17 protein-coding genes and 1 riboswitch are annotated in these 23,162 nt (G+C 59.8%); of the genes, 6 read left to right on the top strand and 11 right to left on the bottom strand.

The window, feature by feature from the left end; translation table 11 throughout:
- Positions 1-286: 286 nt before the first annotated feature.
- Both KB892_RS21590 and citX read left to right on the top strand, forming a co-directional pair.
- Positions 287-1,651 (top strand): 2-hydroxycarboxylate transporter family protein, encoded by a 1,365-nt coding sequence (locus KB892_RS21590; RefSeq protein WP_002888345.1) that lies wholly within the window; start codon positions 287-289, stop codon positions 1,649-1,651.
- A 179-nt stretch (positions 1,652-1,830) separates the two neighbouring features.
- Entirely contained in the window at positions 1,831-2,370 is a 540-nt protein-coding gene (gene citX, locus KB892_RS21585; protein ID WP_002888347.1) for a citrate lyase holo-[acyl-carrier protein] synthase, read from the top strand.
- A 74-nt stretch (positions 2,371-2,444) separates the two neighbouring features.
- Here citX and rluA read toward each other — a convergent pair whose 3' ends face one another.
- The 6 genes from rluA to araB all read right to left on the bottom strand — a co-directional run bounded on the left by rluA (position 2,445) and on the right by araB (position 12,799).
- On the bottom strand, positions 2,445-3,104 hold the full coding sequence (rluA, locus tag KB892_RS21580; protein WP_002888348.1) for a bifunctional tRNA pseudouridine(32) synthase/23S rRNA pseudouridine(746) synthase RluA: 660 nt from the start codon (positions 3,102-3,104) through the stop codon (positions 2,445-2,447).
- Between the two features lie 12 nt (positions 3,105-3,116).
- The gene (gene rapA / locus KB892_RS21575; RefSeq protein WP_004151368.1) at positions 3,117-6,023 is read right to left on the bottom strand and encodes an RNA polymerase-associated protein RapA; all 2,907 of its coding nucleotides are present in this window, start codon (positions 6,021-6,023) and stop codon (positions 3,117-3,119) included.
- Between the two features lie 187 nt (positions 6,024-6,210).
- The gene (gene polB / locus KB892_RS21570) at positions 6,211-8,568 is read right to left on the bottom strand and encodes a DNA polymerase II (protein WP_002888349.1); all 2,358 of its coding nucleotides are present in this window, start codon (positions 8,566-8,568) and stop codon (positions 6,211-6,213) included.
- 175 nt (positions 8,569-8,743) lie between these two features.
- Positions 8,744-9,439, bottom strand: a complete 696-nt coding sequence (araD, locus tag KB892_RS21565) for an L-ribulose-5-phosphate 4-epimerase (RefSeq protein WP_002888353.1) — start codon at positions 9,437-9,439, stop codon at positions 8,744-8,746.
- A gap of 137 nt (positions 9,440-9,576) precedes the next feature.
- Complete coding sequence (gene araA / locus KB892_RS21560; protein ID WP_002888357.1) at positions 9,577-11,079, bottom strand: L-arabinose isomerase; 1,503 nt, start codon at positions 11,077-11,079, stop codon at positions 9,577-9,579.
- A gap of 10 nt (positions 11,080-11,089) precedes the next feature.
- The gene (araB, locus tag KB892_RS21555; protein ID WP_002888368.1) at positions 11,090-12,799 is read right to left on the bottom strand and encodes a ribulokinase; all 1,710 of its coding nucleotides are present in this window, start codon (positions 12,797-12,799) and stop codon (positions 11,090-11,092) included.
- A gap of 337 nt (positions 12,800-13,136) precedes the next feature.
- Between araB and araC the strand changes: the two genes are divergently transcribed.
- Positions 13,137-13,982 (top strand): arabinose operon transcriptional regulator AraC, encoded by an 846-nt coding sequence (araC, locus tag KB892_RS21550; protein WP_002888370.1) that lies wholly within the window; start codon positions 13,137-13,139, stop codon positions 13,980-13,982.
- A gap of 128 nt (positions 13,983-14,110) precedes the next feature.
- Positions 14,111-14,878 carry a DedA family protein gene (locus KB892_RS21545; RefSeq protein WP_002888373.1) on the top strand — a complete coding sequence of 256 codons (768 nt, stop codon included), beginning with the start codon at positions 14,111-14,113 and terminating at the stop codon, positions 14,876-14,878.
- Here the strand turns inward: KB892_RS21545 and thiQ are convergent.
- The 4 genes from thiQ to sgrR form a co-directional block, all read right to left on the bottom strand.
- Complete coding sequence (thiQ, locus tag KB892_RS21540; protein ID WP_004145970.1) at positions 14,865-15,566, bottom strand: thiamine ABC transporter ATP-binding protein ThiQ; 702 nt, start codon at positions 15,564-15,566, stop codon at positions 14,865-14,867. The genes KB892_RS21545 and thiQ overlap by 14 nt on opposite strands.
- The gene (gene thiP, locus KB892_RS21535; protein WP_002888430.1) at positions 15,550-17,160 is read right to left on the bottom strand and encodes a thiamine/thiamine pyrophosphate ABC transporter permease ThiP; all 1,611 of its coding nucleotides are present in this window, start codon (positions 17,158-17,160) and stop codon (positions 15,550-15,552) included. Before thiP ends, thiQ begins: the two co-directional genes overlap by 17 nt.
- Positions 17,136-18,119: a thiamine ABC transporter substrate binding subunit gene (gene thiB / locus KB892_RS21530; RefSeq protein WP_002888444.1), complete on the bottom strand. Its 984-nt coding sequence runs from the start codon at positions 18,117-18,119 to the stop codon at positions 17,136-17,138. Before thiB ends, thiP begins: the two co-directional genes overlap by 25 nt.
- Positions 18,120-18,151: 32 nt before the next feature.
- Positions 18,152-18,371, bottom strand: a riboswitch (TPP riboswitch).
- Positions 18,372-18,408: 37 nt separating this feature from the next.
- Positions 18,409-20,064, bottom strand: a complete 1,656-nt coding sequence (gene sgrR, locus KB892_RS21525) for an HTH-type transcriptional regulator SgrR (protein WP_002888446.1) — start codon at positions 20,062-20,064, stop codon at positions 18,409-18,411.
- A gap of 87 nt (positions 20,065-20,151) precedes the next feature.
- Here sgrR and sgrT point away from each other — a divergent pair, with 87 nt between their 5' ends.
- Both sgrT and KB892_RS21515 read left to right on the top strand, forming a co-directional pair.
- Positions 20,152-20,304, top strand: a complete 153-nt coding sequence (sgrT, locus tag KB892_RS21520) for a glucose uptake inhibitor SgrT (RefSeq protein ID WP_002888448.1) — start codon at positions 20,152-20,154, stop codon at positions 20,302-20,304.
- Positions 20,305-20,571: 267 nt separating this feature from the next.
- Entirely contained in the window at positions 20,572-21,756 is a 1,185-nt protein-coding gene (locus KB892_RS21515) for a sugar efflux transporter (RefSeq protein WP_004147046.1), read from the top strand.
- 33 nt (positions 21,757-21,789) lie between these two features.
- Here KB892_RS21515 and KB892_RS21510 read toward each other — a convergent pair whose 3' ends face one another.
- Complete coding sequence (locus tag KB892_RS21510; RefSeq protein WP_004151366.1) at positions 21,790-23,100, bottom strand: MFS transporter; 1,311 nt, start codon at positions 23,098-23,100, stop codon at positions 21,790-21,792.
- Between the last annotated feature and the right edge of the window lie 62 nt (positions 23,101-23,162).

Below are 23,162 nucleotides of genomic sequence, written 5' to 3'. Positions count from 1 at the left end.
CATTTTTCTGTCACGTGACGTAAATGTTAAGGGAAAGTTGTGATCAGCGGCGCAGGCGCGGGCTGCCGCCAGCGGTCGCGGCGGAAATAGGCGGCCGGCGGGAAATAAAAACCATAAAAACCACAGTCATAAATCAGAGATATATCACTCCCGGGCAGTTCAGCGAATAAAAACCATAAAAACCATAGTGACCATTAAAACTTCTTTTTTAATCTGGGAAGCTTCACATTAACGACGCCGCTGTCCCTTTACGCTGAAAATGAATAATAACGACAGGGCTGAATTTATGAGCACCACAGACAATGCATTCTCTGCAACCCTTGAACCGATCGATACGCCGAAAACCACGCTCAAGCAGCGCTGGTGGCATATTATGGATAACTGGAAGGTGGGGATCGTCCCGCTGCCGCTGTTTCTGCTGGCCGGAGGACTGATTGCCCTCGACTGCCTTGGCGGCAAACTGCCGAGCGATATCGTGGTGATGGTGGCCACCCTGGCTTTCTTTGGCTTCGCCTGCGGCGAGTTTGGTAAACGCCTCCCGGTGCTGGGGAAACTCGGTGCGGCGGCGATCTGCGCCACCTTTATTCCTTCCGCGCTGGTCCACTATGGTCTGCTGCCTGACGTGGTTATTGAATCCACGACCAAATTCTATAAATCCACTAACATCCTCTATCTCTATATCTGCTGCATCATTGTCGGCAGCATCATGAGTATGAACCGCACCACGCTGATTCAGGGCTTTCTGAAGATCTTCTTCCCGATGCTGTGCGGCGAAGTGGTCGGCATGCTGGTGGGCATCGGCGTCGGCACGCTGCTGGGCATGGAGCCGTTCCAGGTATTCTTCTTTATCGTGCTGCCGATTATGGCCGGCGGCGTGGGAGAGGGGGCGATTCCGCTGTCAATGGGTTATGCCGCGCTGATGCATATGGAGCAGGGCGTGGCCCTGGGCCGGGTATTGCCGATGGTGATGCTTGGCAGCCTGACGGCGATCGTCATCTCCGGCTGCCTCAACCAGCTCGGCAAGCGCTTCCCGCATCTGACCGGCGAAGGGCAACTGATGCCGAACCGCAGCCATGAAACCCGCAGCCTCAGCGAGAGCGAAGGCGTGAGCGGTAAGACCGACGTTGGGACCCTCGCCTCCGGCGCGCTGCTGGCGGTACTGCTGTATATGATGGGGATGCTCGGCCACAAACTGATTGGTCTGCCGGCGCCGGTAGGCATGCTGTTCCTCGCGGTGCTGTTAAAGCTGGCTAACGTGGTGTCTCCGCGTCTGCAGGAGGGGTCGCAGATGGTGTATAAATTCTTCCGCACCGCGGTCACCTACCCGATCCTCTTTGCCGTCGGCGTGGCGATCACCCCGTGGCAGGAACTGGTAAACGCCTTCACTTTAACCAACCTGCTGGTGATCGTCAGTACCGTCTCCGCGCTGGTGGCGACCGGTTTCCTGGTTGGTAAAAAGATAGGGATGCACCCGATCGATGTGGCGATTGTTTCCTGTTGCCAGAGCGGGCAGGGCGGCACCGGCGATGTGGCGATCCTGACCGCCGGCAACCGCATGAGCCTGATGCCGTTCGCGCAGATCGCTACCCGCATCGGCGGGGCGATAAATGTCTCGCTGGGGTTGCTGTTCCTCAGCCACTATCTGGCGTGATATAACGCTACGCTCAGCGATAAATCTGCTATTTTCCGCTACAGAACGCCGAAAATATCTGCGTTCTGTATCCTAAATGCTCCGCATTTAGCGTTACAATCAGCGCGCGATCGGCTATCGCAACCATCATCATGACAGTCCAGGCGCTGTCGTATTTATCATATGTAGGAGAGGAATTAATGTCAGTGGATACTCCCGCCCAGGCGGGCGTCAGCATCGACGCATTGCTGGCGGCGAAAGAGCAGCGTGCAGCCCGCCAGGCCGACTGGTTGGCCCATTATCAGCAGCCTGTTATTTCCCTGACCCTGGTGACCCCGGGGGCGGTGAAGGACAGCATTCGCTATCGCAATATGATGGGCGTTGCCCTCCAGGCCTGCGATCAGCTGCTGTGGAAGCACCGCTGGCAAACGCTGGATCGTCAGGTGCTATGGCTGCCGACCGGGCCAGAAGCGCTGTGGTGCGTAGCGCATCCGGCCAGCGAAATCAAAGCGATGTGCAGTACGCTGGAGCAGAGCCATCCGCTGGGACGCCTGTGGGATATCGATGTAATCTGTCCGCAGAACGGGCTGGTGGGACGCCAGTCGCTGGGCGAATCGCAGCGCCGCTGCCTGCTGTGCGATGAGCCGGCGCACGCCTGTGCGCGCAGCCGTCGTCACGACACCGATCTCGTCGTCGCCCGCGTTGAGCAGATGATTGACGCGTGGTTCGCCCGCGATTAATCGGGATTGTTTTCTGTATCCTCACTAATCCGAGTTGCACGCAGCCAACCCGCATGCAACTCGAAGTATGAGCGTTAAAAGTCGATCGGCGCGCGAAAGGTCATCGCGTTGCCGTAGGCAGGATGGGTGATGGTGAGCGTCTCGGCGTGCAGCAGCAGGCGCGGGGCCATCGCCAGCGCCTCCGGCGTGGCATAGAAGCGGTCGCCAAGGATCGGATGCCCCAGCGCCAGCATATGCACGCGCAGCTGGTGCGACCGTCCGGTAATCGGCTTCAGGCGCACGCGGGCGGTGTTATCTTCTGCGTACTCCAGCACCTCATATTCGGTTTGCGCCGCTTTGCCGGTTTCATAGCACACCTTCTGCTTTGGCCGGTTCGGCCAGTCGCAAATCAGCGGTAAATCCACGAGGCCTTCCGCCGGCTGCGGATGGCCCCAGACGCGGGCGACGTACTGCTTCTTCGGCTCGCGCTCGCGGAACTGACGCTTCAGTTCACGCTCGGCGGCTTTATTCAGCGCCACCACAATCACGCCGCTGGTGGCCATATCCAGGCGATGCACCGATTCGGCCTGCGGGAAGTCGCGCTGAATGCGCGTCATCACGCTGTCTTTATGCTCCTCAAGACGACCGGGGACGGACAACAAGCCGCTCGGCTTGTTGACCACCATGATGTGCTCATCCTGATACAGGATCACCAGCCAGGGATCCTGCGGCGGATTGTAGTTTTCCATCGCCATGTTCGCGTTCCGTTACTGGTGAGTGACGACGATCAGACGCAGCGCGTCCAGACGCCATCCGGCCTGCGCCAGCGCATCCATCACCTGCTGACGGTTGCTTTCGATCCCCGCCAGTTCGTCGTCACGGATGTTCGGGTTCACCGCCTTCAGCGCTTCCAGACGCGACAGCTCCGCCGTCAGCTTTTCATCGGCTTCGTTACGCGCCGCGTCGATCAGCCCCTGCGCCGCTTTGGCGATCTGCGCTTCACCCTGCTGCAGAATCGCGTGAACGTCCTGCTGCACCGCGTTGACCAGCTTGCTACCGGTATGGCGGTTGACCGCGCTCAGCTGGCGGTTGAAGCTTTCGAACTCCACCTGCGCGGCGAGGTTGTTGCCGTTTTTATCCAGCAGCATGCGAACCGGGGTCGCCGGCAGGAAGCGGTTGAGCTGCAACTGCTTCGGCGCCTGCGCTTCGACGACATAGATCAGCTCCAGCAGCAGGGTGCCGACCGGCAGCGCCTTGTTCTTCAGCAGGGAAATGGTGCTGCTGCCGGTATCGCCGGAAAGGATCAGGTCCAGACCGTTGCGTATCAGCGGGTGTTCCCAGGTAATAAATTGCGCATCTTCACGCGACAGCGCCACGTCACGTTCGAAGGTGATGGTGCAACCGTCTTCCGGCAGGCCCGGGAAATCCGGCACCAGCATATGGTCGGAAGGGGTGAGGACGATCAGGTTTTCACCGCGGTCGTCCTGGTTGATGCCGACGATATCGAACAGGTTCATCGAGAAAGCGATCAGGCTGGTGTCGTCATCCTGCTCTTCGATGCTCTCCGCCAGGGCCTGGGCTTTCTCGCCGCCGTTGGAGTGGATCTCCAGCAGACGGTCGCGGCCCTGCTCCAGCTGCGCCTTCAGGGCATCATGCTGTTGGCGGCAGGATTTGATCAGATCGTCAAAGCCGTCGATGGATTCCGGCGCCGCAAGATAGTTGATCAGTTCATCGTGCACGCTGTCGTAGACGGTGCGACCGGTCGGGCAGGTATGTTCGAAGGCGTCGAGCCCTTCGTGATACCAGCGCACCAGCACCGACTGCGCGGTTTTTTCCAGGTACGGAACGTGGATCTGGATATCGTGCGCCTGGCCGATACGGTCGAGACGACCGATACGCTGCTCCAGCAGATCCGGGTTAAACGGCAGGTCGAACATCACCAGGTTGCTGGCGAACTGGAAGTTGCGTCCTTCGGAGCCGATCTCGGAGCACAGCAGCACCTGGGCGCCGGTGTCTTCTTCAGCAAACCACGCCGCGGCGCGGTCGCGTTCGATAATCGACATCCCTTCATGGAACACCGCGGCGCGGATGCCTTCGCGCTCGCGCAGCACCTGCTCCAGCTGCAGGGCGGTGGCGGCCTTAGCGCAGATTACCAGCACCTTCTGCGAGCGATGGCTGGTCAGGTAGCCCATCAGCCACTCGACGCGCGGGTCGAAGTTCCACCAGGTACCGGTATCACCTTCAAATTCCTGATAGATCTGCTCCGGATAGAGCATGTCGCGCGCGCGCTCTTCCGCGGTTTTGCGCGCGCCCATAATGCCGGACACTTTGATGGCCGTCTGGTACTGGGTCGGCAGCGGCAGACGAATGGTGTGCAGCTCGCGTTTCGGGAAACCTTTGACGCCGTTACGGGTATTACGGAACAGCACGCGGCTGGTGCCGTGGCGGTCCATCAGCATCGAGATCAGCTCCTGGCGCGCGGCCTGGGCATCTTCGCGATCGCTGTTGGCGGCCTGCAGCAGCGGCTCGATATCCTGCTCGCCGATCAGATCGCCCAGGGTATTGAGTTCGCTATCGCTCAGCTTGTTGCCCGCCAGCAGCAGCGCGACGGCGTCGGCCACCGGACGGTAGTTCTGCTGTTCTTCGACAAACTGTTCAAAATCGTGGAAGCGGTTCGGATCCAACAGACGCAGGCGCGCAAAATGGCTCTCCATTCCCAGCTGTTCCGGCGTCGCGGTCAGCAGCAGGATACCCGGCACGCGCTCAGCCAGCTGTTCAATAGCCTGATATTCACGGCTCGGCGCCTCTTCGCTCCACACCAGGTGGTGCGCTTCGTCGACCACCATCAGGTCCCACTCGGCGTCGCACAGGTGCTCCAGGCGCTGCTTGCTGCGACGCACGAAGTCTAAAGAGCAGATCACCAGCTGTTCGGTTTCGAACGGATTGTAGGCATCGTGCTGCGCTTCGGCGTAGCGCTCGTCGTCGAACAGCGAGAAACGCAGGTTGAAACGGCGCAGCATCTCCACCAGCCACTGGTGCTGGAGGGTTTCCGGGACCACGATCAGCACGCGCTCGGCGGCGCCGGAGAGCAGCTGCTGGTGCAGGATCATCCCGGCTTCAATGGTCTTACCTAAGCCCACTTCATCGGCCAGCAGGACGCGCGGCGCGTGACGACGGCCCACATCGTGGGCAATATGCAGCTGGTGCGGGATCAGGCTGGTGCGCTGGCCGCGCAGGCCGCTCCACGGCATGCGGTACTGTTCGCTCTGGAACTTGCGCGCGCGGTAGCGCAGGGCAAAGCGATCCATGCGGTCGATTTGGCCGGCGAACAGGCGGTCCTGCGGTTTGCTGAATACTAGTTTGCTGTCGAGCAGCACTTCACGCAGGGTGACGTTCGCTTCCTGGGTGTCCAGGCGGGTGCCAGTGTAGGACAGCAGCCCGTTCTCTTCATTCACTTTGTCAACGTGGAGCTGCCAGCCTTCATGGCTGGTGATGGTGTCGCCCGGGTTAAACATTACGCGGGTGATCGGGGAATCGTTGCGAGAGTACAGACGGTTTTCGCCGATGGCGGGGAAAAGGAGAGTGACCATGCGCGCATCCAGCGCTACCACCGTCCCTAATCCTAGTTCGCTCTCTGTGTCGCTAATCCAGCGTTGACCAAGTGTAAAAGGCATATATGTTCGGCTCTTTAGTTCTTTAATTGCAGGCAATAGTTGATCATCTCCATGAACAATCGGAGATGCGTCAAAATTGGGGCCAGGAATGGAAAGGGCGCTATATTACTGGATGGCAGAACGTTCGTCACGTTCTCCTCACGCTTCATTTTTAGGCTTTCGTGCCCGTGGAATGGGTGACAAAAAATCAAAATAGCCCCAACTGTCCTGTCACTATTGTAGCAAAGTCATCGTTGACGAAGGGCAGGATCCCTTCCGCCACCGGCTGCAACTGCTTTGTTAAATAGTGATCGTAATCGAGCGGCGACTGCTGGTAATCCACCGGCTCCGGGCCGCTGGTGGTCCAGACGTATTTGATGGTGCCGCGCTGCTGATACTGCTGCGCCCGCCCAAGCTTCAGGTTGTGTTCATCGGCAAGCCGGGCGGCGCGCACGTGCGGCGGTACGTTGCGCTGATACTCCGCCAGCGGCCGGCGCAGGCGTTTGCGATAAACCAGCTGTTCGTCGAGCTCGCCGTTCATCAGCCTGGCGATAGTCTCCCGCACATAATCCTGATACGGCTGGTTGCGGAAGATGCGCAGGTATAACTCCTGTTGAAACTGCTGGGCCAGCGGCGTCCAGTCGGTACGCACCGTTTCCAGACCCTTAAACACCATGCGCTGGGCATCGCCCTCCTGAATCATCCCGGCATAGCGCTTCTTGCTGCCGGTATCGGCGCCGCGGATCGTCGGCATTAAAAAGCGGCAGAAGTGGGTTTCATACTCCAGCTCCAGGGCGCTGGTAAGCTGGCTTTTGCTAAGCTCCTGCGCCCACCAGGCGTTGACATGGCTGACCAGCTCGCGGCCGATCTCCGCCGCCTGGGCTTCGCTGTGCGGGCGCTTCAGCCAGACGAAGGTGGAGTCGGTATCGCCGTAGATAACGTCATAGCCTTTGGCTTCAATTAACGCTTTGGTCTGGCGCATGATCGCATGGCCGCGCATGGTGATCGACGAGGCGAGACGCGGGTCGAAGAAGCGGCAGGCGCTGGTCCCCAGCACGCCGTAAAAGGCGTTCATAATGATCTTCAGCGCCTGAGAGAGCGGCTTATTGTGCTGGCGTTTGGCTTCATCCCGGCCGTGCCAGATCTGGCTGACAATCCCCGGCAGGCAGTGCTTATCTCGCGAGAAGCGGGCGCCGAGGAAGCCCTCGATACTGTGCTGGTCATCGGGTTGCGCCAGCCCTTCAATCAGGCCGACCGGATCGATTAAAAAGGTACGAATAATCGACGGATACAGGCTTTTATAGTCCAGCACCAGCACCGAGTCATACAGGCCGGGGCGGGAGTCCATAACGTAGCCGCCGGGGCTCGCCTGCGGCGGTACGTCGCCGAGATTCGGCGCCACGTAGCCCAGGCGGTGCATGCGCGGGAAATAGAGATGGCTGAAGGCGGCGACCGAGCCGCCGTGGCGGTCGGCGGGCAGACCGTTGACCGTCGCCCGTTCGAGCAAAAACGGCATGATCTCCGTTTTGTGGAAGATCCGCGTCACCAGCTCGCAATCCTGCAGGTTATAGATGGCCAGCGCCGGTTTGTCTTCATGAAAGCGGCGATCGATCTCATCCATCCGATCCCATGGGTTGTCGATGGCTTTGCCTTCTCCCAGCAGCTCGCGGGCCACCGCCTCCAGCGAAAAGGAGGAGAAATTCCAGAACGCCGATTTTAGCGCGTCGATGCCGTCGATAATCAGCCGCCCGTTGGCCTGGGCGAAAAAGACGCCGTTCTTAAAGCCGTGCTCACGCCACTCCAGCTCGCTGTTGCCGCGGCCGAGCCGCAGCGGGATGCGATAGCGTTCGGCGTGCTTTTGCAGAACGCGCAGATCGAACTGCACTACGTTCCAGCCGATCAGCACGTCGGGGTCGTGTTCGGCAAACCAGGCGTTGAGCTTTTCCAGCAGCAGGGGACGGCTGGCGATGAAGACCAGCTCGAAGTCGACGTCTGGCGGCGTTTCCGGTTCGGGGCCCAGCATGTAGACCACCCGCTGGCCGCAGCCTTCCAGACCGATGCAGTACAGCTCGCCGTGGCGGCTGGTTTCGATATCCAGCGACACCCATTTCAGTGGCGGACGATAGTCAGGGTTCGGCTTCATGCGTGCGTTGACCAGCTGCGAGCCGCGCGTTTCGCCTTCCACCCACACCGGGGCGGTGATAAAGCGCTCCATCAGATAGCGCTCCGGCGGGCGGATATCGCCTTCGTAAACGGTGACGCCGCTGTCGCGGAGCATCTTCTCCAGACGCATCAACTGGCGATGGGCGCGGCAGTAGAGGCCAACAATCGGCTGACGGTGGAAATCTTTCAGGGCCAGCGGGGCGAAGCGGAGCCCTTTCTCCCCCTGCAGCAGCCGTTCAGCCTGCGCCCGCTGCGCTTCGGGAATAAAGGCGACGGACTCCTGCGGCGGGAGGGTGACCTGCAGCGGACCGTCGTCGGTGGCCAGCCAGAAGGAGAGCTCGGTGCCCTGCGGAGTGTCCCGCCAGTGACGGGTGAGTAAAAATCCTGCTCGTGGCTGGGTCACGGGTATTCTCGCCGATAAAAAACCAGGCCTGATTATAGCCTGGTTTCATGAAGGGTGCTGGGGTTTTATACAGGTGTTCGGCGCTAATGTTGCCCCGGATTGCGGCTTGTGCCTTATCCAGGCTACCAGATGGCGCAGAGCCCTGGCCCTGCTAAGCGCAGCGCGAGCAGGGTGATTATTGGCCGTAGTAGGCTTTGGCCCCGTGCTTACGCAGATAGTGCTTATCCAGCAGGGTTTGCTGCATAGCCGGCAGCTGCGGCGCCAGCTGGCGGCAGAAAATCCCCATATAGGCGATCTCTTCCAGCACGATGGCGTTATGCACCGCGTCTTCGGCGTTCTTGCCCCAGGCGAACGGGCCGTGGGAATGGACCAGCACGCCGGGCATCTGCGCCGGGTCGATTCCCTGCTGGCGGAAGGTTTCGACAATCACGTTGCCGGTTTCCCACTCATAGTCGCCGTTGATCTCCGCATCGGTCATTAACCGGGTGCAGGGCACCGGGCCATAAAAGTAGTCGGCATGGGTAGTGCCGGTCGCGGGAATAGATTGCCCGGCCTGCGCCCAGATGGTGGCGTGGCGCGAATGGGTATGCACAATGCCGCCCAGCGTCGGGAAAGCCTGATACAGCAGGCGATGGGTCGGGGTATCCGACGAGGGCTTTTTATTACCCTCTACCACTTCGCCGCTCTCCAGACTGACCACCACCATATCGTCGGCGGTCATCACGCGGTAATCCACGCCGGAGGGTTTGATCACGAACACCCCTTTCTCGCGGTCGACGGCGCTGACGTTGCCCCAGGTTAAGGTCACCAGATTATGCTTTGGCAGGGCCAGGTTAGCTTCCAGCACCTGGCGTTTAAGATCTTCTAACATAGTGTGCTCCGAATAGCAGGCGAGTCGGGTATCCCTCACCCCGACCCTCTCCCGGCGGGAGAGGGAGAAAGGCGGCATGGCGCCCGGTCGGTCCCCTCTCCCCAACGGGGAGAGGGGAAGGGTGAGGGGACAGCCTCTTAGCGTTTTGAACCGTAATACACTTCATTCCAGCGCAGCGCGTCCTTGAAGGACGGCAGACGGGTATCGTTGTCAATGACGGTCAGCTCGATATCATGCAGCTCGGCGAACTGGCGCATATCGTCGAGGTTCAGCGCATGGCTGAAGACGGTATGGTGCGCGCCGCCGGCGATGATCCAGGCTTCCGACGCGGTACGCAGATCCGGCTGCGCTTTCCACAGGGCGTTGGCCACCGGCAGCTTCGGCAGATCGTGCGGCGTTGGGACGGTTTCGATGGTATTGACCAGCAGACGGAAGCGGTCTCCCAGGTCGATCAGGCTGGCGACGATCGCCGGGCCGGTTTGAGTATTGAAGATCAGGCGCGCTGGATCCGCTTTGCCGCCGATGCCCAGCGGCTGAACGTCGAGGATCGGTTTCTCGACGGTGGCGATCGTCGGGCACACTTCCAGCATGTGCGAGCCGAGCACCAGATCGTTACCATTGTCGAAGTGGTAGGTGTAATCCTCCATAAAGGAGGTGCCGCCCTGCAGACCAGTTGACATCACCTTCATGATGCGAAGCAGAGCGGCGGTTTTCCAGTCGCCCTCGCCGGCAAAGCCGTAGCCCTGCTGCATCAGGCGCTGTACGGCGAGACCCGGGAGCTGTTTCAGGCCGTGGAGATCTTCAAAGGTGGTGGTAAAGGCGTGGAAACCGCCCTGTTCGAGGAAGCGTTTCATCCCCAGCTCAATGCGCGCGGCGTCCAGCACGTTCTGGCGCTTCTCGCCGTGAACCTGCGCTGCCGGGGTCAGACGGTAGCTGCTCTCATATTCATCGACCAGGGCGCTGATATCGCCGTCGCTGATGCTGTTCACCACCTGCACCAGATCGCCGACCGCCCAGGTGTTCACCGAGAAGCCAAACTTAATCTGCGCGGCGACTTTATCGCCGTCAGTCACCGCCACTTCGCGCATGTTATCGCCGAAACGGCACACTTTCAGATGACGGGTATCCTGTTTGGAGACCGCCTGACGCATCCAGCCGCCGATACGCTGGTGGGCCTCTTTATCCTGCCAGTGGCCGGTGACCACGCTGTGTTGCTGGCGCATGCGGGCGCCGATGAAGCCGAACTCGCGGCCGCCGTGCGCGGTCTGGTTCAGGTTCATAAAGTCCATATCGATGCTGTCCCACGGCAGCGCGGCGTTGTACTGAGTATGGAACTGCAGCAGCGGCTTATTGAGGATGGTCAGGCCGTTGATCCACATTTTTGCCGGCGAGAAGGTATGCAGCCAGACCACTAACCCGGCGCATTTGTCATCGTAGTTGGCGTCGCGGCAGATATGGGTGATCTCGTCCGGGGTGGTGCCCAGCGGCTTAAGGACCAGTTTGCACGGCAGTTTGGCTTCCGCATTCAGGCTGTTCACCACATGTTCGGCATGCTTCGTCACCTGGCGCAGGGCTTCCGGGCCGTACAGATGTTGGCTGCCAATAACGAACCATACTTCATAGTTATCAAAAATCGTCATTTTCGTATCCTTAATGGGTGAGCGCTGCCTTAGATTGCGGGGCTTTTTCCGCCTTTGCAGCCGAAGGGAGATAGTGTTGTTCCGCGCTGACCGACCACTGCTGGTAGCGCTGATAGAGTTGTTCGAAACGCTGTGCCTGCGCCGGACGCGGCTGCAGGGTAGTTTCCACCTGGCTTGCCATCCGCTGTTGGGCGGCTGGAATATCGTCATAGACGCCGGCGGCGACGGCGGCGAAGATAGCCGCCCCCAGCGCGCAGCACTGATCGGAGGCGACAATCTGCAGCGGACGGTTCAGCACGTCGCAGCAGGCCTGCATGATGACCTGGTTTTTCCGCGCGATACCGCCAAGCGCCATGACGTTGTTAACCGGGATCCCCTGCTCGGTGAAGCACTCCATAATGGCGCGAGCGCCGAAGGCGGTGGCGGCGATCAGACCGCCGAACAGCGCCGGCGCGTCGGTGGCCAGGTTAAGGTCGGTGATCACCCCTTTCAGGCGCTGGTTGGCATTCGGCGTGCGGCGGCCGTTGAACCAGTCGAGCACCACCGGCAGATGCTCCAGCGATGGATTGTTGGCCCAGGCTTCGGTGAGCGCCGGCAGTAACTGTTTTTGGCTGGCTTTGATTTGCTCGCGCAACGCCGGCTGCTGCTGAGCCAGCTGCTCCAGCGGCCAGCCGAGAATGCGGCCAAACCAGGCGTAAATATCGCCGAAGGCGGACTGGCCTGCCTCCATGCCGATAAAGTGTGGAACCACGCTGCCGTCGACCTGGCCGCAGATGCCTTTGACCGTGCGCTCGCCGACGCTCTCTTTATCGGCGATCAGAATGTCGCAGGTGGAGGTGCCGATGACTTTCACCAGCGCGTTAGGCTGCGCGCCGGCGCCAACGGCGCCCATGTGGCAGTCGAAGGCGCCGCCGGAGATGGCCACACTCTGCGACAGACCCAGGCGCTGGGCCCACTCTGCGCTCAGCGTGCCGACCGGCACATCGGCCGTCCAGGTATCGGTGAACAGCGGCCAGGCCAGATGCTGGTTGATGATGGGATCAAGCTCATCGAAGAAGCTGGCCGGCGGCAGACCGCCCCAGCTCTCATGCCACAGCGATTTATGTCCGGCGCTGCAGCGGCCGCGGCGCAGATCCTGCGGACGCGTAGTACCGGAGAGCAGGGCGGGCACCCAGTCGCAAAGCTCTACCCACGAGGCGGCTGCCTGGGCGACAGCGCTATCTTCGCGGGTGACGTGGAGGATTTTGGCCCAGAACCATTCGCTGGAGTAGATCCCGCCGATATAGCGCGAGTAATCCTCTTTGCCCGGCTGGTGGCACAGGCGGGTGATCGCCTCGGCTTCCTCGACCGCGGTGTGATCCTTCCACAGGACAAACATGGCGTTAGGGTTGTCAGCGAATTCTTCGCGCAGCGCCAGCACGTTGCCCTCGGCATCGACGGGAGCCGGAGTTGAGCCGGTGCTGTCGACGCCAATGCCCACGACGTCGGCGCGCTGTTCGGCGCTCAGCGAAGCGAGCACGCTTTTCAGCGCCGCTTCCATGGACTCGATGTAATCTCGCGGGTGATGGCGGAAGCGGTTGTTAGCGCCATCGCAATACTGTCCTTCCCGCCAGCGCGGATACCACTCCACGCTGGTCGCCAGCTCTGCGCCGGACGCGCATTCCACCGCCAGAGCGCGGACTGAGTCACTACCAAAGTCGAGGCCAATCGCAATTGCCATCTTGTTACTCCATGCAGAAATCATTCATGCAGCAACAGTAGATATCCCCGGCAAAATCCGTCAGGCCGGATTCGCTAATCTTATGGATTATTTTGCTGTTACCTTGCAAAGTGTGACGCCGTGCAAATATTCGATGTGGACTTTTCTGCCGTATTTATAGACACTTTTGTTACCCGGCATATCACGGTGGAATGCACGCTGCTGGCGCTTTTTTCGCTTGCTGTGCGGGTTTTTCGCCAAATTCCCACCGCCGTCGCAGTCGCGACAGGGCCGAGAGCGATAAAATGATGAATATGGACAATTGGTGCCACTGATACCTTCGGGGAGAACCACGCGTATGGCCGAAACGCAAAACGATCCGCTGCTGCCGGGCTACTCTTTTAACGCTCATCTGGTCACCGGCCTGACGCCGATTGAGGCGCAGGGATACCTGGATTTCTTTATCGACCGCCCGCTGGGTATGAAAGGCTATATTCTCAATCTGACGATTCGCGGCGAGGGGGTGATCAACAACCACGGCGAACAGTTTGTCTGCCGGCCGGGCGATATGCTGCTGTTCCCGCCCGGGGAAATTCATCACTATGGCCGCCATCCCGACGCCAGCGAGTGGTATCACCAGTGGGTCTACTTCCGCCCGCGCGCCTACTGGCACGAGTGGCTCAACTGGCCAACGATTTTTGCCCAGACCGGCTTTTTCCGTCCGGATGAACAGTGGCAGGCGCGCTTTGGCGAGCTGTTCGGCCAGATCGTTGATGCCGGGCAGGGGGCGGGGCGCTATTCCGAACTGTTGGCGATAAACCTGCTGGAACAGCTGCTGCTGCGGCGGATGGAGGCGATCAACGAATCGCTGCATCCCCCGCTGGACAACCGGGTGCGCGAGGCCTGCCAGTACATCAGCGACCATCTGGCGGACAGCCATTTTGATATCGCCAGCGTCGCCCAACACGTTTGCCTGTCGCCCTCGCGTCTGTCGCACCTGTTCCGCCAGCAGCTGGGGGTCAGCGTCCTCGGCTGGCGGGAGGATCAGCGCATCAGCCAGGCCAAACTGTTGCTCAGCACCACGCGGATGCCGATCGCCACCGTTGGGCGCAACGTCGGCTTCGAAGATCAGCTCTATTTTTCCCGCGTGTTTAAAAAATGCACCGGGGCCAGCCCGAGCGAATTCCGCGCGGGTTGTGAATAAAAAGTAAAGAAAGTGAAATGATGACCCGCTTAAATGTCACAGCCAGTAAACTATTAAGACAATTGATGGCTTGACGACGGCGCGATGGCTTCGGGGAATCCGGGCTTCGTTTTTTAACCGGGTACATTATGCAAGCATTGCTCGAACACTTTATTACCCAATCCACGGTCTACTCATTGTTAGCCGTGATGCTGGTGGCCTTTCTCGAGTCGCTGGCGCTGGTGGGGCTTATCTTACCCGGCACGGTGATGATGGCTGGCCTTGGGGCGCTCATCGGCGGCGGCGAAGTTAACTTCTGGCAGGCGTGGCTGGCGGGGATTGTCGGCTGCCTGCTGGGCGACTGGATCTCATTCTGGCTCGGCTGGCGCTTTAAGAAGCCGTTGCACCGCTGGTCGTTTATGAAGAAAAACCGCGCCCTGCTGGAGAAAACCGAGCATGCGCTGCATCAGCACAGCATGATCACCATTCTGATTGGCCGCTTTGTCGGACCGACGCGTCCGCTGGTGCCAATGGTCGCCGGGATGCTCGACCTGCCGGTGGCCAAGTTCGTGCTACCGAATATTATCGGCTGCCTGCTCTGGCCGCCGCTCTATTTCCTTCCGGGCATTCTCGCCGGGGCGGCGATTGATATTCCGGCTGATGAAAACAGTGCCAGCTTTAAATGGCTGCTATTGGGGGCGGCGCTGCTGGCCTGGCTGGCGGGATGGCTGTGCTGGCGGCTGTGGCGGAGCGCGAAAACCTCAGGCGATCGGCTGACCCGCTGGCTGCCGCGCGGCCGACTGCTGTGGCTGTCGCCGCTGATGGTCGCGCTGGCGGCTACAGCGTTAACATTTGTCTTCCGCCATCCGCTGATGCCGGTCTATCTGGCGATCCTGCACAAAGTCATCGCGCGCTGATCCCCATCAAATGCGAGGCGCTGCTGTGGCCGCTTAACAGCTCGGCGGTGGCGCCATCCCAGACAATGCGCCCTTCGGCGACCACCATCGAGCGCGGCGCGATGCGCGCGGCGTCCTCTACGCTGTGGGAGACCATCAGCAGGGTGAGCTGCTGCTGCTCGCAGACATCGGCGACCAGGGACAGCATCTCCTGGCGCAGTGCCGGATCGAGCGCCGAGAAGGGTTCATCCAGCAGCAGCACCGGCTGCTGGCGCACCAGACAGCGGGCCAGCGCCGCGCGCTGCCGCTGACCGCCGGAGAGCTCGCCGGGCAGACGTTCCAGCAGCGCATCAATTCCCATCTGTCCAGCTATCGCCGTGACCTGCGCCTGCTGCTCGCGGCTCAGTTTAAGGCCTGGGTGGATCCCGAGGCTGATATTTTGTCGAATGGTCAGATGGTTAAACAGGTTATTCTCCTGAAACAACATCGAGACCGGACGCTGCGCCGGCGGCGTCGCGTTATGCGCCTCGCCGTTAATCAGCAGGCTGCCGCTGGCGGGTGGCAGAAACCCGGCGATCAGATTCAGCAGGGTGCTCTTTCCGGCGCCGCTGGGACCGAGCACCGCGATGCGCTCCCCGCGCGCGACGTCGAGGGTGAAGCGCATCGGCAGATGCTGGTATAGCCAGGTCACATCATTGAGTTTTAGCATCACGCCCCGGAAGTTTTTCAATCAGCGTAAACAACAAGAAACAGAGCAGCAGCAGGAGCAGGGCGGTGACGGCCCCGTCCTGGCTGCGGTAGGCGCCTATCTGCTGGTACAGATAGAAAGGCAGGGTGCGGAACGCCTCGTTGCCGAACAGCGCCACCACGCCGAAATCGCCAATCGACAGTACGCAGGCGAAGGCGAGCGCCTGGGCCAGCGGGCGCCGGAGAGCGCGAAGCTCGACCACCCGCAGCCGGGCAAAGCCTTCAATACCCAGCGACTGGCACAGCATGCTGTAGCGGGCGGCAATGTCGCGCATCGGGTTTTCCAGTACTTTCAGCGCATAGGGGATCGCCATCAGGGCATTAGTGAAGATGACGATGCCGTCGGCGGACTCCGGCAGGCCGATAGTGTTATTGAGCAGCAGGAAGAAGCCGGTCGCCAGCACAATTCCCGGCATCGCAAGGATCAGCATGCCGCTCAGCTCCATTGCCTGCCCGGCCAACGGCCGCTGGCGAGCGCGCAGCTCCCGGCTGCTCCATAACAGCATCATCGTCAGGGTCACGCTCAATAGCCCGGCGGCGATGGCGATGCGTAGAGAGGTGCTCAATGCCTGCCAGAGCGCTGGCTGCGCCAGCACGTCCAGCATATTACGGTTGATCCCGTCGACGATGACCGCCAGCAGCGGCGGGAGCAGCAGCAGCAGGGCGGCGCCGATCAGCAACCCGTCGCTCAGGCGGCTATGCAGGCGATCGTCAGGGTCGCGCCAGCCGCGCACATGGCTGACGCCGATGGCGACGGCTTTACTCAGACGCTGGCTAAGCAGCACCAGCCCAAGGCAGCAGAGCATCTGGATCAGCGCCAGCATTGCCGCTCGCGCCGGATCGTAGTCAAAGCTCAGCGCCTGGTAGATAGCCAGCTCGATCGTGGTGGCTTTCGGGCCGCCGCCCAGCGAGAGCACGGTGGCGAAGCTGGCGAAGCAGAGCATAAAAATCAGCGCGGCGACGGCGGGAATGTGCCGGCGCAGCCACGGCCATTCGACGAGGCGGAAGAAGGCATAGCCGCGCATGCCAAGCTGGGCGGCAATTTGCCGCTGCTCGCCGGGAATGTTCTCCAGCGCCTGCAGCAGCAGGCGGGTCGCCATCGGCATATTGAAAAAGACGTGCGCCAGCAGGATGCCCTGCAGACCGTAGGGCGAGAACTCCCATTGCCAGCCGAGCGCGTTAAATAGTGAGGCCAGCCAGCCCTGGCGGCCATAGACGCTGAGGATACCGAACACCGCCACCAGCACCGGCAGGATCAGGGTCATCGCGCACAGGCGCAGCAGCAACGTACGGCCCGGGAAGCGACGCCGGTAAAGCGCGCGGGCGAGAAAGATGGCTGGTCCCACCGAGATCAGCGCTGACAGCGACGCCTGCCAGAAGGAGAAGCGGACCACATGCCACAGGTAGCTATCGCTGAAGACCGATTGCCAGCCCGCGCCGGGGGCGCTAAACCACAGCGCCAGAAACGCCGCCAGCGCGACAGCGCACAGCAGCGTAGCGGCGAACAGGCCCGGCATCAGCCCGCGAAGGTTTAGCGGCTGACGGCGCGTTGCCATGCGCTAATCCAGGTTTGACGCTCGCTGGCGACCTGCTGCGGGGTAAAGGACAGGGTGGTCTGCGGCTTCACCAGGGTATCAAACCCGGCCGGCAGGGTGACCTGGGTCACCGGATACATCCAGTTGCCGGTAGGGATGGCGTTCTGGAAGCCAGGAGATACCATAAATTTGAGGAATTTTTCCGCCAGTTCCGGCTGCTTGCTGGCGGCGGTACGCGCGGCAACTTCGACCTGCAGATAGTGGCCCTCGGCGAAGCTCGCCGCCGCATAGTTGTCTTTCTTCTCTTCAATCATGTGGTAGGCCGGCGAGGTGGTATAGCTCAACACCAGGTCGCTTTCCCCTTTCAGGAACAGGCCATAGGCTTCGCTCCAGCCTTTGGTGACGGTAACGGTTTTCGCGGCCAGCTTCTGCCAGGCCTCGGGCGCTTGATCGCCATAGACCTTTTGCATCCACAGCAGCAGGCCCAGTCCCGGGGTGCTGGTACGCGGATCTTCATAGATGACCCGCCATTTTTGCGGGCCCTCGACCAGCTCTTTCAGGCTCTTCGGTGGATTAGCCAGTTTGTTTTTGTCATAGACGAAGGCGAAATAGCCGTAGTCGTAGGGAACAAAGGTGTCATTATCCCAGCCGCCCGGCACGCTGACCGCGCTGGCGGGTACGTTGCTTTTGGCAAACAGTTTACTCTGCGCCGCGGCTTCCAGCAGGTTGTTATCAAGGCCAAGCACAACGTCGGCCTTGCTGTTTTTGCCTTCCATGCGCAGGCGATTCAGTAGCGAAACGCCATCTTCCAGCGCGACGAACTTCAGCTCGCAGCCGCACTCCGCTTCAAAGGCTTTTTTGACCGCCGGGCCGGGGCCCCAGTCGGCAGAGAAGGAGTCATAGGTATAGACGGTAAGAACAGGCTTAGCCAAAGCGGGCATGGCGACCAGCGCCAGCAGCGGGAGTAATTTTTTCAACACTTTGCACCTCAGAAAAAAGGGGTGGCAAAGGATTTTGAGTGAGCCTCAAATCCCTTCGCCGGCGTTATCCGGATCAGGTTCGACGGGTATTTTCTCAGCCCATGCGCTTCATCCTTCAAGCCGCATCTGCGTTAGCTTCGCGCGTTCACCCCAGTCACATAGTTATCTATGCTCCAGGGGATTCACCCGCTTGCTGCCTTGATGCAACTTGAATGATATTGCGTATGTTTATTAGCACCCCGTTGAGAACGGCCTTAGTGTAATGATTTTGTCAGATGACGGAAAGCGCTTACGGCTCCGGCGGCGCAAACCATGCGGATTTAAAATCGAACCAGCCGAGGGTATTCATCCTCACGCCGCGCATACTGCGCTGACCCTGAATCATCAGCCAGTGGTGGATCAGCGGCACGATATGTTGCCCGGCCAGCAGCCGCTGGCTCCAGGTGGCCGGATTAAACTCTCCTGCTCGCCAGCGGCAGGCGTCTGCCTGCCAGTCAATGGGGATGCAGCGCTGAATCAGCGGGACTTCGTACAGATAGGCGAAGAGCGAAAATTCGATCGGTAAGGTGAAGTTCACGCTGTTGAGCCAGATATCGCTGACCACCTCGCCGCGATGCCAGGCATCGTACTCCAGCTCCTGGATCTCCAGCTTTACCTGATGCGCCGTCAGCAGGTCGCGCATGATCCCGCCGATCACCCGATGTTCGACGTGATCGCGGTAGTAGGTAAGGGTGACTGTCTCCAGCCCCGCCGGCTTCTCGCAGGCGTGGTTGCTGGCGTGATGCCAGCGCGGCAGCAGGCCGTAGGCGGGAAACCAGTTGCCCTGGTAGTGTTCGCCCGCATGGTAGAGCAGGTTGGCGGGCTGAAACAGATAGCTTAGCCAGCGGCGCACCGCGTCGTTGGCCCCCAGCGGGCTTCGCGAGTCGAACAGCAGGTAATAGCAGCCCTCTTCCAGGCGACTCTCCACCGCTTTTTCGCTTTCGGTATTGCCCTGCAGCGTCAGGCCGCCGTTGGGCTCTTCGCTAATCTCCGGCAGCACCCAGACGTTCACCTCATCGATCAGCGCCCGGTAGCCAAAATAGTCCTCAAAGGCATGGATCTTGAGCTGATTCTGGTTGTTACGCACCACGGCATAGGGGCCGGTGCCGACCGGCATGGAGGAAAAGTGGTTCATGGTCTGCCACTCCTGCGGCAGCACCATCGCCGGCACCTGCCCCAGCAGCCAGGGCAGCCAGCGGTCGGGCTGGCGCAGATGAATATCCAGGGTCCAGGCGGTGGGCGATTCGATGCGTTCGATATGTGAATAGAGCGGCAGGGCATTGCTGCGCTGCAGAGAGGCGATCACATCCGCCATCTCCAGCTCACGGCCATGGTGAAAATGGATGCCCGGGCGGAGGAAAAAGCGCCAGTGGGTGGGCGACAACTGCTGCCAGTGGTGGGCAATATCGGCTTCCAGTTCCCCATTTTCCTCATTTACCCGCGTCAGGGCGCTGAAAATCTGCCGGGCAATATGCGTTTCCGAACGCCGCAGCGCGCTACCGGGCAGCAAATTCTTCATTGGTCGGTAGTAGAGCACGCGCAGGATGTGCCGCCCCTGGCGGAAGCTGCGGCCGAGATGCGAGACCAGCATCTGGCGGACGGCAGCCTTATCGCCGACCAACTGCACCAGCTGATCGATGCGATCCTGCTCAAGGAGATCTTCGGCACGTTGCTGCTGCAGGGCGAGGCCGGTATAGAGAAAGGTTAGCCGCGAACGCTTGCCGCGGCCTGCCTCCGCTTCCCAGGTCAGCCAGCCGCGGGACTCCATCATATTGAGCAGGGTGCGCATATGGCGGCGCGAGCAGCTCAGCATTTCCGCCAGCTCGTTAAGGGTGGTCTCCTGCGACTTGCCGTCGCAGCACTGCCATAGGCGAATGAACTGTTGTTGCAGACGGCCGGAAGACATAAAAGGGGAACTCCTGCGCAAAACTCAGCAATTTATTACTTCCTATATTAAGCCAATAATGAATCCCGATGAAGCGAGGAGGTGAATATGATGAGGTCTACCGCAAAATCGTTCTACCAACGCTACTTTTCTGCGACGCAGGAAGCGTCCTGGCTGGCCCGCCTGATGGCAGGACGACAGCAGGAAATTCTGGGGGAACTGATGCAGTGGGGAGTGACGTCAACGACCTCTGATCATTGACTTGCAGACATCATGTGTGACTGAGTATTGGTGTTATACTCGTCGTTTTTCAAACTGCAGGTGCGCTGTCGATGTTTCCTGGGCCGTATGTTCTGGCTGCGTGATTCGCCTCTACGGGACTCACCTTTTCAGGGCCAGCGCGAGCGCGGCGCAAAATGGTTAACCGTTTTGTCCTGCAGCATGAAATCCATAGAGTATAGAATCACCCGCCAGCAGAATGCCTCTGCTGGCTTTTTTCGTTTTCTTCGCGTGTGTTAAGGACATTCCATGCTGTGGTTGATGACGATGGGACGACGGCTTAACGGCGTCTATGCCGCCTTTATGCTGGTTGCTTTTATGATGGGCGTGGCGGGCGCGTTGCAGGCGCCGACGTTGAGTTTGTTTCTTAGCCGCGAAGTGGGGGCGCAACCGTTCTGGGTGGGCCTGTTCTATACCGTAAACGCCATCGCCGGGATCCTGGTTAGCCTGTGGCTGGCCAAGCGCTCCGATAGCCGCGGCGACCGGCGGCGGTTGATTATGTTCTGCTGTCTGATGGCGGTGGGTAATGCGCTGCTGTTTGCCTTCAACCGCCACTATCTGACGCTGATCACCTGCGGCGTGATGCTGGCATCCATTGCCAACGCCGCCATGCCGCAGCTCTTCGCGCTGGCGCGGGAGTACGCCGACAGCTCGGCGCGGGAAGTGGTGATGTTCAGCTCGGTCATGCGCGCCCAGCTGTCGCTGGCTTGGGTGATTGGCCCGCCGCTGGCCTTTATGCTGGCGCTCAACTATGGCTTCACCACCATGTTCTCCATTGCGGCGGGCATTTTTGTCATTAGCCTCGCTCTGATTGCCATCAAACTGCCTTCGGTTCCGCGTGTGGAACAGCCCTCGGAGGAGGCGGCGGCGCTAGCGCAGGCCGGCGGCTGGCAGGACAAGAACGTGCGTATGCTGTTTATCGCCTCCACCCTGATGTGGACCTGCAACACCATGTACATCATTGATATGCCGCTGTGGATCAGCAGCGATCTCGGGCTTCCCGACAGCCTGGCCGGGATCCTGATGGGCACTGCCGCCGGGCTGGAGATACCGGCGATGATCCTCGCCGGCTACTACGTAAAGCGCTTTGGCAAACGTAAAATGATGGTGGCGGCGGTGGCCGCCGGCGTGCTGTTTTATGCCGGACTGATCCTGTTTCATGGTCGCACGGCGCTGCTGGCTCTGCAGCTGTTCAATGCCATCTTTATCGGCATTATCGCCGGGATAGGCATGCTGTGGTTCCAGGATTTAATGCCGGGACGGGCGGGAGCGGCGACCACCCTGTTCACCAACAGTATTTCCACCGGCGTGATCCTTGCCGGCGTGATGCAGGGGGCGCTGTCCCAGAGCTATGGTCACGCCAGCGTCTACTGGACGATCGCGGCCATTTCGCTGGTGACGCTGTTTTTGACCAGCAAGGTGAAGGATATCTGACTACTCGCCCCGGCATCGCCGGGGCGACCAGGCCTACTTGAGTTCGATACGCTTAATGTCGCCGATGATAAAAATGTAGGCAATCACCCCAATCAGCGCCGTCAGGCCGACGTAGATCAGCGCGTAAAAGAAATTACCCGTGGCGGAAATAATCACACCAATTATCAGTGGTGCGATAATCGAGGCCATATTGGCACAGAAATTAAATATGCCGCCGGTGAGGCCTGCCATATTTTCCGGGGCAATATCCGAAATTAAGGTCCAGCCCAGACCGACCATCCCCTGGCCAAAAAAAGCCACCGACATGATAATAATTACGGTGCTATTGGCGCTTACCCAATTCGCCGCGATAATACAGCTGGACAGCAATAAACCGGAAATTATTGGTAACTTTCGACTGATGTTGACGGAGCCGGTTCGCTTCAACAACCGGTCGGAGATCCAGCCGCCGAAGAGGATGCCAATCGCGGCGGCAAGGAAGGGCCAGGTGGCGAAGAAGCCGACGTGCAGCCATGGAAGATGGCGCTCGTTGGCGAGGTAGCTGGGAAACCACGTCAGGAAAAAGACCAGTGTGGTGTTGCCGGCGAACTGACCCAGGCTGGCGCCGAGGATCTGGCGACAGCCCAGCAGGCGTCTGGCGTCACGCCAGTTAAATGGAACGTTCTGGATTTTATTGTTAATGCTGCTTGCGCCGATATACTCCAGCTCCGCTTGATTAGCCGTGCGCGATTCATGCGGTTCATGATAAAAACGCCACCACACTAAAGTAAATAAAATACCTAATCCGCCGGTGAGGAAAAAAAGCGTTCTCCAGCCATGATGTTCGAGAATTAAAAATAACAGCGGCGAGAAAGCGGCCAGCCCTATATATTCACCAACTGTATACGTTGCCGTTGCCCGCGCGCGCTCATGCTGAGGGAACCAGGTGCTGACGATGCGGCTGTTGGCCGGAAAGCAGGGCGCTTCGCTGACGCCGAGTCCCAGGCGCAGAAGCAGCAGGGATTTTAGGCCGAGGGTGAAACTTTGCAGCAGGGTAAACAGCGACCAGAAGAAAATTGACAGGGCATAGGTCACTTTGTTGCCAAAGCGGTCTAAAAACATCCCGCCGGGGATCTGCGCCAGCGCATAAGTCCAGGCGAAGGCGGAGAAGATGATGCCCATCATCGCCGGATCGATATGGATTTCTTTGCTTAACTGTGGCGCTACAATACCCAGGATGGTACGGTCGAGATAATTTATCATCGTTCCGACGGAGAGTAGCAGCAGAATAACTATCCGTACGCGGCTTCTTTTTTTCGCCCCCGATGTGGAAGTGAGGACTTCCTGAGAGTTTGACATACTCATAGCGAGTTCCTTTAAAGTTTAAAATATTTTTGCATATATTCTAATATGCAAAAATATCTCAA

The organism is Klebsiella sp. P1927 (assembly GCF_018204675.1).
Classification (GTDB): domain Bacteria; phylum Pseudomonadota; class Gammaproteobacteria; order Enterobacterales; family Enterobacteriaceae; genus Klebsiella; species Klebsiella pneumoniae.
The sequence above is the reverse complement of the archived record's forward strand: the minus strand, read 5'-3'. Positions and strand labels throughout refer to the sequence as shown.

Coding starts and splice junctions, on each gene's coding strand:
- citX (WP_002888347.1), top strand. CDS start 1,831: ATGTCAGTGGATACTCCCGCCCAGGCGGGCGTCAGCATCGACGCATTG.
- rluA (WP_002888348.1), bottom strand. CDS start 3,104: ATGGCGATGGAAAACTACAATCCGCCGCAGGATCCCTGGCTGGTGATC.
- KB892_RS21545 (WP_002888373.1), top strand. CDS start 14,111: ATGCAAGCATTGCTCGAACACTTTATTACCCAATCCACGGTCTACTCA.
- araB (WP_002888368.1), bottom strand. CDS start 12,799: ATGGCAATTGCGATTGGCCTCGACTTTGGTAGTGACTCAGTCCGCGCT.
- araD (WP_002888353.1), bottom strand. CDS start 9,439: ATGTTAGAAGATCTTAAACGCCAGGTGCTGGAAGCTAACCTGGCCCTG.
- rapA (WP_004151368.1), bottom strand. CDS start 6,023: ATGCCTTTTACACTTGGTCAACGCTGGATTAGCGACACAGAGAGCGAA.
- KB892_RS21590 (WP_002888345.1), top strand. CDS start 287: ATGAGCACCACAGACAATGCATTCTCTGCAACCCTTGAACCGATCGAT.
- araA (WP_002888357.1), bottom strand. CDS start 11,079: ATGACGATTTTTGATAACTATGAAGTATGGTTCGTTATTGGCAGCCAA.
- KB892_RS21510 (WP_004151366.1), bottom strand. CDS start 23,100: ATGAGTATGTCAAACTCTCAGGAAGTCCTCACTTCCACATCGGGGGCG.
- araC (WP_002888370.1), top strand. CDS start 13,137: ATGGCCGAAACGCAAAACGATCCGCTGCTGCCGGGCTACTCTTTTAAC.
- thiP (WP_002888430.1), bottom strand. CDS start 17,160: ATGGCAACGCGCCGTCAGCCGCTAAACCTTCGCGGGCTGATGCCGGGC.
- KB892_RS21515 (WP_004147046.1), top strand. CDS start 20,572: ATGCTGTGGTTGATGACGATGGGACGACGGCTTAACGGCGTCTATGCC.
- thiQ (WP_004145970.1), bottom strand. CDS start 15,566: ATGCTAAAACTCAATGATGTGACCTGGCTATACCAGCATCTGCCGATG.
- sgrR (WP_002888446.1), bottom strand. CDS start 20,064: ATGTCTTCCGGCCGTCTGCAACAACAGTTCATTCGCCTATGGCAGTGC.
- sgrT (WP_002888448.1), top strand. CDS start 20,152: ATGATGAGGTCTACCGCAAAATCGTTCTACCAACGCTACTTTTCTGCG.